The sequence below is a fragment of the Nakamurella sp. UYEF19 genome, from assembly GCF_040546275.1.
GTDB lineage: Bacteria > Actinomycetota > Actinomycetes > Mycobacteriales > Nakamurellaceae > Nakamurella.
In genome coordinates this window covers 26,176-38,815 of sequence record NZ_JBEPNO010000020.1, presented here as the reverse complement: position 1 = coordinate 38,815, position 12,640 = coordinate 26,176, and the positions used below count along the sequence as shown (strand labels likewise).

Genomic DNA, 12,640 nt, shown 5'->3' with positions numbered 1-12,640 from the left:
TCGGCGTTGGCTCAGCCCATGGTGCTGATCTTGTGCGGCTCGATCGTCATCAGCAGGCGCACCTGGTCGCGGCCGCCGTACCAGGGGTAGGGCGTGCCGAGGTAGCGCTGGGCCAGCATCTCGATGTGGTCGACCGCCCCGTCGGTCGTCACGCCGAGCACCGTCCCCCTGATCTGGAAGTAGCGGAACGGGTTCGCAAGGTCCGCCACGCTCAACGCGACCCGCGGGTCCCGTTCGATGTTCCGCATCTTCTGGAATCCCTTGACGCTGTTGATCAGGATGTTCGTGCCGTCGGTATCCACCCAGGTCTGGGTGATCTGCGGCGAGCCGTCTGGCATCGTCGTCGCGAGGTAGCAGGGGCTGCCGCCCGTCAACAGGGCGAGCAGGTCGGCTGACAGTTCCGCTGGATTGGTCACTGGTCTCTTTCCACTTCGAATTGCCGGGTAGGTCGACCCCTTCATCGTGCCCGGTTCATGCCGCCCTCAACCGGTTCTCGCCTCGGTCGGCGCGCGGCGAACGTATGGTGATCGACGTGACGACCGTGACCCGCTCGACAGCGGTGTCCGACCGCATCCCGCCACCGCTCATGTTCATGGCCTCCGGGCTGACGCAATACTCCGGTGCCGCGCTCGCGGTCGGTCTCTTCGCCGTCATCCCGGCGCAGTCGGTGGCGTGGTGGCGGATCGCCTTCTCGGCGATCGTCCTGCTGCTCTGGCGACGACCGTGGCGACAGACGTGGACCAGGCAGGGACTTCTCGCCGCCGCGCTGTTCGGCGTTGTCCTGACGACGATGAACATCGCCTTCTACATCGCCATCGACCACCTCCCGCTGGGCACGTCGGTGGCGATCGAGTTCATCGGGCCGGTCGCCGTCGCCGCGATCAGTGGCCGGGGCTGGCGCGAGCGGGTGAGCATCGTGCTGGCCGCGGCCGGTGTGGTGGCGCTGGCCGGCGTCAGCCTGCAGGGTGGCTGGACCGCGAACGCCGTGATCGGGTTGGTCGCGATCCTCGCCACCGCTGCGGCCTGGGCCGGCTACATCCTGCTCGGCCGGCGGGTCGCCCGGGGTGGCGATGGCATCTCCTCGCTCGCCGTCGGCATGACGGTCGGCGCCGTCCTCTACTGCCCGTTGGCGATCGGCGCGACCAGGGTGATCGTGCATTCGCCCCGGCACCTCCTCGCCCTGGTCGGGATCGCGGTGTTCAGCTCGGTGATCCCCTACGCCATCGAGCAGGTCATCATGCGCCGGGTCAGCGCGGCCCGGTTCGCGATCCTGCTGGCGCTGCTGCCGGTCGCCGCCACCGTGGTCGGCGCGGTGATCCTGGCGCAGATCCCGGGGCCGCTCGACCTTGCCGGCATTGGCGCGATCTGCGGGGCCGTCGTGCTGTCGGCGCAGCGCCCTGGACGTCCGGAGCCGGGACGACCGAAGGCGGGGACGCAGGACGAGCCGGCGCCGTTGCCCTGACGACAGTCCCGCCCGACGCGATAGCGAATGCGATACGTACCTGAGTACAGGTACGTATCGCATTCGTTGATGGTCCTTCGTCGCCCCGACCGACCGTCACCCCAGACTGTTGGTGTCGAAGGTGTTGCAGGCGGTCGGCTTTCCGGTCTGGTAGCCGGTGGTGAACCACTTGCGACGCTGGGCGGACGAGCCGTGGGTGAACGTCGACGCGTCCACCGTGCCACTGCCCAGCGTCGTCTGGATGTAGTCGTCGCCGATCTTGCCGGCGGTGTCCAGCGCATTGGCGACGTCCTGCGAGGTGATGTCGCTGATCAGGACCTTGCCGTCGGAGCCGGCCACCGTCGATGCGTGATTGGCCCAGACGCCGGCGTAGCAGTCGGCCTGGAGTTCCAGCCGCACGGAGCCCGAGGTGGCGCCCGCCGCGGTCGAGATGCGGGCGCTGGTGCCGAGCAGGTCCTGGACGTGGTGCCCGTACTCGTGCGCCAGGACGTAGGCCTGGGTGAAGAGGGCGTCGTTGGCGTTGAAGGTGGTCTTGAGCTCCGACCAGAAGCTGAGATCGATGTACACCTGCTTGTCCGCGGGGCAGTAGAACGGCCCCATCCCGGTCTCGCCGGTGCCGCAGCCGGTGGAGGTCGAGCCGCTGAAGAAGACCGTGTCGGACTCGGTGTACGTGGTGCCGGAGGTCGCCAGCTGCTGGCTCCAGAACGACTGGACCGAGTTGACGATGGCGAGCACCTCGCAGTCGTCGCTGCTGGTGGCGCCGCCCGTGCAGACAAGGTTCTTGCTGTCGGCCTGCGCGTTCGGAGTACTCCCACCGGCCAGTTGGGACAGCAGTCCGCCGACCCCGGGTGACCCCGTCGACGATCCGCCGCTGCCGGAGAAGACCTGGAACAGCACGAACACGATGATGGCCACCACGCCGACCCCGCCGCCGGCCAGACCGCCCTTGCCGAGCGAGAACCCGCCGCCACCACCGGAACCGGAGCTGCCCCGGCGGTCCTGCACCTGCGAGGTGTCCAGCTGCGCATCGTCGTTGAATTTCATCTCGGCCCCTAAGTCTCTCTCCTGGAAGCCCGGCCTGGGCGTCCTCGCGGCATGAATTGTCACCCGCGCCGGGCGCCCATCGCTACGCGCCGACTGTGCAGCCCGCCCGCTGAGCAGAGCGGGGCGAATTGCACAATGGGCATGTTTGCGCATTGGGAAACTTCAATCTATGGTCGTACACATGCCCACCGTGTCCACCGTGCCCGGCCTGCGCGAGCAGAAGAAGCTCAGCACCCGCGCCGCACTCACCGAGCAGGCCCTCCGGCTCGCCGACGAGCGTGGATACGACGGGTTCACCATCGCCGATCTGGTCGATTCTGTCGGGGTCTCGCGTCGGACGTTCTCCAACTACTTCGCCGGCAAGGCCGAGTGCCTGGCCGCGATCAGCGATTCCTGGATGGACGGTGCGCTCGGTCTGATCGAGAGCGCACCGGCCGACAGATCACTGACCGCCTTGCTGCGCGAGGTGCTCGAGAACCTGTCCGAGCAGATCGTCAACAGCCGGACCGGAATCCTGGCCATGGCCGATTCGGAACCCGAGCTGGCCGCTGCACTGGGTGCGTGCGAGCTGGTCCATGGCGAGCGGGTTGCTGCCGTGATCTCGGCCCGGACATCCCTGGCGGCCGACGACATCCGCATTTCCCTCCTCGCCGAGTTCGCACTCTCCGCCGGCCGCGCGTGCATCCAGCGCTGGGTGATGCGTGACCGTGCCGGTGGAAGAGAGGGCCTGGCCAGAGATCTGGATCTGGCCTTCTCGCTGATCGACTTCGACCGCCTCACCTGACCTGACGTTTCCTGCCCTCCTCTCACCGCAAGACCCCGAACCCAGGAGAACCAAGATGGCCACATTGCTGTACCGCCTCGGAGCCTTTGCCGTCCGGCGTCGATGGGTGGTGTTGCTGATCTGGGTGATCCTGCTCGGCGGGGTCGGCGGTGGCGCGCTCGCCTTCAAGGGCGTGATGACCAATTCTTTCGCCATTCCCGGGACGCAGGCGCAGAAGGCGCTCGACCAGCTCAACAAGGAGATTCCGGCCGCCGGAGGTGCCGCCGGTCGCATCGTGTTCGCCGCACCAGCCGGACGCAAGCTCAGCGAACCCAAGTACCAGCAGGCGATCTCCGACGTCCTGAGCGGTACCGAAGGCCTGGCGAAGGTCGGCGTCATCATCCCGCCGACGGTCGGCCGTAGCATTTCCCCGGCCGGTGATGTCGGGTATGCACAGGTCCAGTTCGCCGGGCAGATCACCGAGATCCCGGAGGCGACACAGGACACCATCGCGTCCCTGGCCACCCAGCACTCGGTGGACGGACTTCGGATAGAGCTCGGCGGCGGAGCGGTGAAGCAGGCCCCCTCCATCGGTTCGACCGAGGGCATCGGCGTGATCGTGGCGCTGGTCGTCCTGCTGATCACCTTCGGCTCGGTGGTGGCCGCCGGCATGACGATGCTGACCGCGCTCATCGGCGTGGCAGTCGGCCTGTCCGGGATTCTCTGGGCCTCCGGCTCCATTCAGATGTCCACCACCGCGCCCATCCTCGCTCTCATGCTCGGCCTGGCGGTCGGCATCGACTATGCGCTGTTCATCGTCTCCAGACACCGGGCCCAGGCGAAAGGCGGTATGGCGCTGGAGGAATCCATCGCCCGGGCCACCGGGACCGCCGGCTCTGCCGTGGTGTTCGCCGGGCTCACCGTGCTGATCGCCCTCGCCGGGCTCAGTGTCGTGGGAATTCCGTTCCTGACGGTGATGGGGCTTGCGGCCGCCGGTACCGTGGCGATCGCCGTGCTGATCGCGATCACCCTGGTGCCCGCGCTGCTGGGCTTCGCCGGTGAAAAAGTCCTGAAACGGTCGGACCGTGCCGGCGCCCGGACCGCTCGGGATTCCGACACGGACCAGCACGCCGTCGTCGATCACGCCCACAACCCCAACCGCTGGATCCGGATGGTCACCCGTCGCCCGGCGATGGTGTTGGCCGCCACCGTGATCGGCATGGGCATCATCGCCCTGCCGACCGTGAAACTGCACCTGGCCCTTCCCGACGACGGATCCGGCAAGATCGGATCGACCAAGCGCGAGGCCTACGACCTGCTCGCCGCGTCGTTCGGGCCGGGCTTCAATGGCCCGCTCGTGGTGACCGTGTCGGCCCCGCCGGCCGGTCTGCAGTCGGCCGTGGCCACCGTCGCCGCCGACATCAACGCGTTGCCGCAGAAGCCGGTCGCCGTGCCTGCTGCAGTCTCGAAGGACGGCACACTCGGTGTGGTGCAGGTGATTCCGGCTACCGGCCCGTCGAATGAGCTGACCCAGAACCTGGTGAACGACCTCCGCGCCAAGTTCGCGGGCTGGGGTGCGGCCACCGGGTCCGTCATCGCCGTGACCGGGCAGACCGCCGTCCAGATCGACGTCTCGGAGAAACTCGGGAGCGCTCTGCCGGAGTACCTGCTGATCGTCGTCGGACTCGCTCTGATCCTGCTGTTGCTGATCTTCCGCTCGATCGTCGTGCCAGTGAAGGCGGCACTGGGATTCCTTCTGTCCGTAGGTGTCTCGTTTGGCGCGGTCGTCGCGGTCTACCAGTGGGGCTGGCTCGGTGGGATCTTCGGGGTGGACACCCCGTCCCCGATCATCAGCTTCCTACCGATCCTGCTGATCGGCGTGCTCTTCGGGCTCGCGATGGACTACCAGGTCTTCATGGTGTCCGGGATGCGGGAGGCCTACGTGCACGGCGCCGACGCGAAACGTGCTGTGGTGGGCGGCTTCACGGCCGGATCCCGGGTGGTGACGGCGGCGGCGATCATCATGACGTCGGTGTTCTCCGGGTTCATCCTCGCGCCGGACACGATCATCGCCTCGATCGGTTTCGCGCTCGGGATCGGTGTGCTGGCCGACGCTTTCCTCGTCCGGATGATGATCGTCCCGGCCGTGATGACCCTGCTGGGCCGCCGCGCCTGGTACATCCCGCGCTGGTTGGACAAGGCGCTCCCGAGCGTCGACATCGAGGGCGAGAAGCTGCTCGCCAAGCTCCGCGCCGACGCCGACGCCGCCGTGTCGGGTGGGTCTGACGCGGGCGACGACCCTCGCCGCCCCGAACTCGCGTCCCGCTGACCCTGCCCCCGCGCTTATCAACTTCGTCGGCGCTCATGATCGGGTTGACTCGCTTCCCAGCAGCCCCAAAACCGCCACGATGATAAGCGCGGGACTGGGTCAGGGACGGCTCTCAGCGGTAGAAGCCCCTCAACGGAACCTGGGCTTCTTCGAGGAGCGCTGGGCCGTCCTGGGGCACCGCCGCGTACCCGGAGCCGGGCTCGAGTTCCGCGGATTGTTCCTTCGACAGGGCGAACACCACCCGACCGAGACCGGATCGGTCGATGGCGCCGGTGCACATGGGGCACGGCTGGCAGCTGGTGTACATCGTGGTGCCGGCGCCCTGCTCCGGGGTCAGGTTCACCGATGCCCACCTGGCCAGCTTGAACTCCGGGTGGGCACTGATATCAGCGTCGGCGAGCACGGTGTTGTAGTCCTCCACCAGCACAGATCCATCCGCAGCGACCAGCAGGGATCCGTAGGGTGCCTGCCCGGCAGATCGGGCAGCCGTGGCCAGAGCGATCGCCCGTCGCAGGTGGGTCTCGTCGGTCTCGTTCATGGCGTCTCCCTCGTGAGGTGCTGGGGCCACAAACTACCGCTTCCCACGTCCACGGCGCGGATCAACCGGTTCCGCGCGGATGAACTCGTCGACTTGCGTCACCCGAGTCCCAAAAGGGCAGAGTTGATCCGCGCCGTGGGTGCCGGGCTTGGGTCAGCGGGCGGTTTCGTTGCCGGTCGAGTCGGCCGGGCGGGGCTGGACCGGGATGCCGCGGAGCCACAGCCGGATGCCCTGCCAGCGGATCAGCGCCGACGTCCGGAGCGTGACCAACGGCCAGCGGATCAGCGCGGCGACGATGTTGCGCTTGGTCGCAGGCACACCGCGACCGGTGAGAGTGGCGACGAACGGGGTCTTCTCGCCGATCTGCAGGGCGATCGACACGTTCAGCTTCTCACCCGGAGGCGGCGTCCGCATCAGGTACCGTCCTCCCATCGGCAGGAAAGGCGAGACGTAGAAGCACTTGTCGACCTGGTCGCGACCGGCCGAATCGGGTCGCAGCAGGTAGACGTGCCGCCCGCCGTAGGTGTTGTGCACCTCGGCAACCGCGGCGATCTGCTCGCCGCGGAGGCTGCAGTAGTACACCGACAGCGGGTTGAACACGTACCCGATGGTACGAGGGCTGGTCAGCAGCTGGATCCGGTCCACTAAGATGTTGTTGTCCGCCAGCAGTTTCCGCACGTTGCCGGCAAGAGTGCCGGTCGGATCGCCGAGATGGTCGGCGGCGTCGAAGCGGGCGAACGGACGTAGCACCGCTGGCAGCACCGGAGGGGAGTCGACGTCGATCAGCCAGTAGTAGCTCGAGTACTGGAAGCTCCGGGTCGCCGTCGTCTTCCGATGGTGCTTGACCAGGCTGCGATAGATGGTCGCCGTCCCTGCGCCCGCCGTCCCGGCGCCCGAAGTCCTTGCAGATGCAACGACCGGGACCGACGCGGGATCTCGCTCGAGCATCACCATGTGACGCCAAAGGATTCCGCCGCCCGGACGCCCGAGGCGCACCCGTCCTCGTGGAATCCCCAGCCCTGGTAGGCGCCGGCGAACGCCGTCCGCCCGGCATTGATCGAGCCTAGCTCCTGTTGTGCCGCAACAGAGGTCACCGTGTAGGTCGGGTGCGCGTAGTTCATCTCTTCGATCACGGTGGCCAGATCGACCTGGCCGTCGCTGTTGAGCGTCACCAGGTGGTCGGTCGAATCGTCGATGCGCTGCAGGCGGTTCAGGTCGTAGGTGACGTTGACCTGGGTCTCGGAGGACTCGCAGCTGTCCATCTGATAGTTCCAGGAAGCCCTGGCGCCCTTGGCCTTCGGCATCACCGACGAGTCGGTGTGCAGCAGCGTGCGGGAGCGGGTGTACTCGAACGCACCGAGCAGTCGCGTTTCGTCGGGGCTGGGGTCGGTCAGCATCGACAGGGCCTGGTCGGGGTGGGTCGCGACCACGACGCGGTCGAAGTGGTGGACCTCGTCGCTGTCGTCGACCACCGTGACACCGTCGGCCTGACGGGTGATCGACTTGACAGCGGTTGCGGTCTGGACGGCGGACAGTTCCTTGACAGCCTTCTCGACGTAGCTGCGGGACCCGCCGACGACGGTCCGCCACTGCGGCGATCCGGTGACGGCGAGCATGCCGTGGTGCTCCAGGAAGGCGAAGAGGTAGCGGGCCGGGTAGTTGCGGGCGCCGTCGAAACCGCACGACCAGACGCACGCGACGACCGGCAGGAGGAAGTGGTTCGAGAAGTATTTGCTGTAGCCGCCCTCGTCGATGAACGTGCCGAGCGTGCGGAGGTCATCCGGATCGTCGAGCACGCGGTGCGCCTCGGCATGGAACTTCTTCACCTGGAACAGCATGGAGAGGTACTTTGGGCGCAGGACCGCAGAGGGCTGGGCGAACAGTCCACGAAGACCGCGAGCGCCGGCGTACTCCAGGCCGCAGCCGTCGCACCGCACGCTCATCGACATCTCCGACTCCTGGGTCGCGACCTCGAGTTCGGCGAAGAGGCGGAGCAGGTTCGGGTAGGTCTTGTGGTTGTGGACCAGGAATCCGGTATCGAGCCCGGCCACTCGACCGGAACTCAGTGGCACGTCGTGGGTGTGGGCATGACCGCCGAGGCGGCTGTCGGCTTCGAAGAGCGTGACGTCGAACTGCCGTTGCAGCAGGTACGCCGCCGTCAGGCCGGAAACGCCACTGCCGACAACGGCAACCTTCTCGCGTGGCCCAGCCGAGGTCGAACTACTCATCTGCGAACTCCCTGACGATGCTGACCCCGATCGGCTCATGGCCGGACCAACGTCATCTTCATGTCTCTACCGGGCCGAGTGGTGCCGGCCGGTCTGTCGATGGTAGTTCGATCCGGGCCCGTCGGGAGATGGGTGAACCCGCGCACCCCCGCTATCAAGATCGATCGCGCTCGTCAACGTCGCGCCGTTGGGGGCGGCAGTGACGAAAATCGAACACTTCCTGAGGCCATCGATGTTGATGAGCGCGAGTGAGGCAGAGAGCGCGGGTCAGGGTTGGATGTGCACGAACCCCAGGTCGAGGAGCTCCGCGATGGCGCTGACCTCCTTGGCGCGATGCCCGACCCCCAGGGCCCAGTGGTGAGAAATGCCGGTGTCGCTCCAGCGATCGACCCAGTCGCCGGGGTGGCAGCCGAAGTCGACGCGGGAGGTGGTGTTGCCGATCTGCAGCAGTGGGCCGGGGACCACCTGACCCTCGGATGCGACCAGGGTGAACGAACCGTCGCGCTGCTGGGCGATGCCGAAGGTCGTGACCGGGCCGTGCCTGACGTCGAATTCCACGGACACGCCGTATCCGCGCTTGCCGTGATACACCCCGAGCCCGCGGAGCAGCGGCCGGGAGGCGCTGATCGCCAGATGCGCCGGGCCGTCGTGCCCCATCTCCACCACGTCGTCGAAGAAGTTCAGGGCCTGCAGTTCGGTGAAGGAACCACCACCGCCGAGCCGGTCCATGATCAGCATGGCGATGGAGGTCCGCAGTTCGTATTCACCCACGGTCGGTACACCGCGGGCGGTCAGCAGCGACGCGCCGAGGATCATCCCGGCCCCCAGCCTCTCGTGCTGCTCGCCCTCCAGCCCCCGGTGGTAGTAGGCCAGCGAGTCCAGCTCGAAGTCGGCGACCAGCCGGTCGAGTCCGACCGAAACCTTGGCGCCCCATTCGAGGTCGGGAAGCGCAACGGTCTCGTCCAGATCGAAGTTCTCCCTGGCCAGGGCCACCCGGTCGGCAACCTGCGCGCCGGTGACGGCGGCCACCCTGACGCGGAGATCGTCGAATTCCACCACCTCCATGTGACCGCCGAACTGCGACGTGATCAGGGTGAGATCGGTGGATACATCGAGCATCCCTGGGTAGAGATGGCCCATCAGGCCATGGCGGGACCCCCTGAGTCCGGCCCTGACGCCGGCGGCCGTCACCCAGTGCCCGACCTTGGCCCAGGACCTTTCCTCCTCGAGATAGCCGGACACCGAACGGAAGTCGATCCCACAGCGCAGGAACGCGTTGGATATCTCGGGCACCGAACAGGCTCCGCAGTAGGCCAACCACTTGCCGGTGTCGAAGTTGCGGTGGTCCATCGCCTCGGTCGGTTGCAGGTTCAGCACCAGCACCGGTGCCCCGGTGCGCTGGGCGATCGGCAGCATCATCGAGGACGTCAGGTAGGTGGGGATGTACATCACGATGAGGTCGAGATCGGCCACCCTCAGCTGCTCCGCGGCGAGCTTGCCCTCGTGGGCGTCGGAGATGAACCCGGCGTCCACCACCTCGCAGTCCAACGCCGTCAGCCGCTCGACCACCCGGCGCGCACAGTGTTGCAGTTGCGGCAGCAATTCCGGGAACTGCGGCCAGTACGCACCGAGGCCACCTGCGACCACGCCGACCCGGGTGCGATGCCCGGCGACATGTTCCAGTGCGGTGGATGAAGGGGAGGCAGTCGTCATCGGCTCAGGCGCCCCAACCTGCCTGCTGGCCGCCGACACGCTCCGCGGCGATCTTCTGGGCATACCCCGACCGCGCGTAGGCGGCCATCGGGTCACGTTCCAGACCTTGCTCCTCGCGCAGGTCGCCGAGCAGTTCGCGCACGTCCGTGTTGTAGGCGTCCATCAGTACGGCGTTGGCGCCCAACACATCTCCGCCCGACTGGGCCGCACCCAGAGCGTCGGTGTCGACCAACAGTGCCTTGGCCGTCGCCTCCTGGACGTTCATCACCGATCGGATCTGGCCGGGGATCTTCGGCTCGATGTTGTGGCACTGGTCCAGCATGAAGGCGATCTCGGAATCGGCGTCGAGACCGCCACCGCTGACCACCTCGAACAGGATCCTGAAGAGCTGGAACGGATCGGCGGCACCGACGATCAGGTCGTCATCCGCGTAGAACCGCGAATTGAAGTCGAAGGCTCCGAGCTTTCCGGCGCGCATCAGGAAGGCGACGATGAACTCGATGTTGGTGCCGGGGGCGTGATGTCCCGTGTCGACGCAGACCTTGGCACGCGGACCCAGTTCCAGGCAGTGGGCGTAGGAGGTGCCCCAGTCCGGTACGTCCATCGTGTAGAAGGCCGGCTCGAACAGCTTGTACTCCAGGACAATTCGCTGATCACCCGTCAACCGCTCGTACACCTTGCTCAACGCCTCGGCCAGACGGTCCTGGCGGGCCCGGATGTTGTCCTGCCCCGGGTAGTTGGTGCCGTCGGAGAACCAGAGCTTGAGATCGCGGGAACCGGTCTGGTCCATCACATCCACGCACTCGAGCAGGTGGTCGATGGCCTTGGCGCGGATCCGCGGATCGGGATTGGTGACGCTACCCAACATGTAGTCGTCGTCCTGGAACACGTTGGCATTGACGGTACCCAGCTCGATACCGGCGTCCGCTGCGGCCTTGCCCAACTTGGCGAAGTCGTCCACGTTGTCCCACGGGATGTGCAACGCGACGCTGGGAGCGGCACCGGTGTGCTTGTGCACCCGAGACGCGTCGGCGATCTTCTCGAACGGATCACGCGGCACGCCCTGCTGGGCGAAGACCTTGAAACGGGTCCCCGAGTTACCAAAAGCCCAGGAGGGCAACTCGATTCGTTGCGTACCGAGGATCTTCTTGACTGACTCGCGCTCGATCATGAAAATGCACCTTCTTTTCGAATGGCTTTGAGGGCAGGAGATGTCAGGTTTCCGTGACGAGGGCGCAGTGCTGGCACGGAAGGGGAGCGGGCTGATCTACGTCACCGGGGGTGCCCGGCCCACTGGAGAAGCAGGCCGGGCACCGACGGAAACGGATCAGAAGTTGAACTGATCGATGTTCGAGGAGTCGAACACGGTCGGCGGCCCGAGCACGACCGACGGGCCGGTCGTACCGGACGGTGCGAGCACCGTGTAGTCCTTGAGCTTTCCGGCGCTGAACTTGGCTCCGGTGGCGGTGGTGGTGATGCCGGAGGCCAAGGACGCCGCCGCGTAGCCGGCGAGGTAGCCGAGGTCACTGGGGTTCCAGAGCTCGAAAGCCTTGACCGTGCCGTCCTTGATGTACGGCTTCATCTGAGACGGGAGTCCGAGGCCGGTGAGGGTGATCTTGACGTTCTTGTGGGTCGAAAGGTACTGGGCCGCAGTGGAGATGCCGACCGTGGTGGGCGAGATGATGCCCTTGAGGTTCGGGTACGCGGAAATCAGGCCCTGCAGCACGGTGAGCGAAGTGGCGGGATCGTCGTTGCCGTACACGGTGGAGACCAGGTGCATGTTCGGGTACTTGGCGGCCAGCTGCTGCTTCATGTAGCCGATCCAGGCGTTCTGGTTGGTCGCGGTGGCGGCGGCGGAAAGAATGGCGATGTCGCCGGTGCTACCGATCTGCTTGGCCAGCAGGTCGACCTCGGAGGTACCGATCTGCTGGGTGTCCGCCTGGTTGATGAAGAGGTGATCGGGGCAGGTGACGTCCGAGTCGAACGACACCACCTTGATGCCGGCGGCAACGGCCTGGGCCAGAGAAGGGCACAGGGCGGTCGGGTCGTTGCCGGCGATGACGATGGCATCGGCGTGCGCCTGGATGGCTGCCTGGATCGAGGGGATCTCAGCGGCCGCAGTCGCCGTCGACCCGCTGGAGACGACGACGGTGCCGCCGAGTTCCTTGAGCGCCGCCGTCCCGCCGGCGTCGGCCAGAACCTCGTAGGGGTTCTGCGTGTCGCGAGGGATGAAGTAGACCTTCAGACCCGACTTGATCTTGCCGCCCGCCGGGGCCGAAGGCGATCCGGATGCGGATGAAGACGCCGGAGCGCTGGCTGCGGACGAACCGGAGACCGCCGGGCTCGAGGCCGGGGCCGGAGCCGGGGCCGGCGCAGAAGACGAACCGCCGGCGACCGCCGGGGCCGAGCTGGTGGGGCTGGCAGTCGTGCTGCTGGAGCTGCACGCCGCCATCGTGGTGGCCAGAGCCACCGCGGTCGCGGCACCGAGCAGGCGCCGCATCCTGGTGTTGGACGTCATTGCTGAGATTCCTTTCGCTTTCGTGGAACTGCCTATGTTTTGTCG

11 protein-coding genes are annotated in these 12,640 nt (G+C 66.8%); 3 read left to right on the top strand and 8 right to left on the bottom strand.

The genetic code is table 11. The features are described from left to right. Window positions 1-11: 11 nt before the first annotated feature. Window positions 12-461, bottom strand: a complete 450-nt coding sequence (locus tag ABIB25_RS21705; RefSeq protein WP_502919876.1) for a PPOX class F420-dependent oxidoreductase — start codon at window positions 459-461, stop codon at window positions 12-14. 71 nt (window positions 462-532) lie between these two features. Here ABIB25_RS21705 and ABIB25_RS21700 point away from each other — a divergent pair, with 71 nt between their 5' ends. Next, window positions 533-1,462, top strand: coding sequence for an EamA family transporter (locus tag ABIB25_RS21700; protein ID WP_354530605.1), 930 nt, complete (start codon window positions 533-535; stop codon window positions 1,460-1,462). 96 nt (window positions 1,463-1,558) lie between these two features. Here the strand turns inward: ABIB25_RS21700 and ypfJ are convergent, their stop codons facing one another. Further along, entirely contained in the window at window positions 1,559-2,506 is a 948-nt protein-coding gene (gene ypfJ, locus ABIB25_RS21695) for a KPN_02809 family neutral zinc metallopeptidase (RefSeq protein WP_354530604.1), read from the bottom strand. Between the two features lie 181 nt (window positions 2,507-2,687). Here ypfJ and ABIB25_RS21690 point away from each other — a divergent pair, with 181 nt between their 5' ends. After that, entirely contained in the window at window positions 2,688-3,290 is a 603-nt protein-coding gene (locus ABIB25_RS21690) for a TetR/AcrR family transcriptional regulator (protein WP_354530603.1), read from the top strand. 55 nt (window positions 3,291-3,345) lie between these two features. Next, window positions 3,346-5,598, top strand: coding sequence for an MMPL family transporter (locus tag ABIB25_RS21685; RefSeq protein WP_354530602.1), 2,253 nt, complete (start codon window positions 3,346-3,348; stop codon window positions 5,596-5,598). Between the two features lie 112 nt (window positions 5,599-5,710). Here the strand turns inward: ABIB25_RS21685 and ABIB25_RS21680 are convergent, their stop codons facing one another. The 6 genes from ABIB25_RS21680 to ABIB25_RS21655 form a co-directional block, all read right to left on the bottom strand. Then, window positions 5,711-6,136, bottom strand: a complete 426-nt coding sequence (locus ABIB25_RS21680) for a nucleoside deaminase (protein ID WP_354530601.1) — start codon at window positions 6,134-6,136, stop codon at window positions 5,711-5,713. A 153-nt stretch (window positions 6,137-6,289) separates the two neighbouring features. Then, entirely contained in the window at window positions 6,290-7,084 is a 795-nt protein-coding gene (locus tag ABIB25_RS21675; RefSeq protein ID WP_354530600.1) for a DUF1365 domain-containing protein, read from the bottom strand. After that, window positions 7,084-8,364: an NAD(P)/FAD-dependent oxidoreductase gene (locus ABIB25_RS21670; protein WP_354530599.1), complete on the bottom strand. Its 1,281-nt coding sequence runs from the start codon at window positions 8,362-8,364 to the stop codon at window positions 7,084-7,086. Before ABIB25_RS21670 ends, ABIB25_RS21675 begins: the two co-directional genes overlap by 1 nt. Before the next feature lie 267 nt (window positions 8,365-8,631). Beyond that, window positions 8,632-10,077, bottom strand: coding sequence for an L-fucose/L-arabinose isomerase family protein (locus tag ABIB25_RS21665; RefSeq protein WP_354530598.1), 1,446 nt, complete (start codon window positions 10,075-10,077; stop codon window positions 8,632-8,634). Between the two features lie 4 nt (window positions 10,078-10,081). Continuing rightward, window positions 10,082-11,248, bottom strand: a complete 1,167-nt coding sequence (gene rhaI, locus ABIB25_RS21660; protein WP_354530597.1) for an L-rhamnose isomerase — start codon at window positions 11,246-11,248, stop codon at window positions 10,082-10,084. Window positions 11,249-11,404: 156 nt separating this feature from the next. After that, complete coding sequence (locus tag ABIB25_RS21655; RefSeq protein ID WP_354530596.1) at window positions 11,405-12,595, bottom strand: substrate-binding domain-containing protein; 1,191 nt, start codon at window positions 12,593-12,595, stop codon at window positions 11,405-11,407. Between the last annotated feature and the right edge of the window lie 45 nt (window positions 12,596-12,640).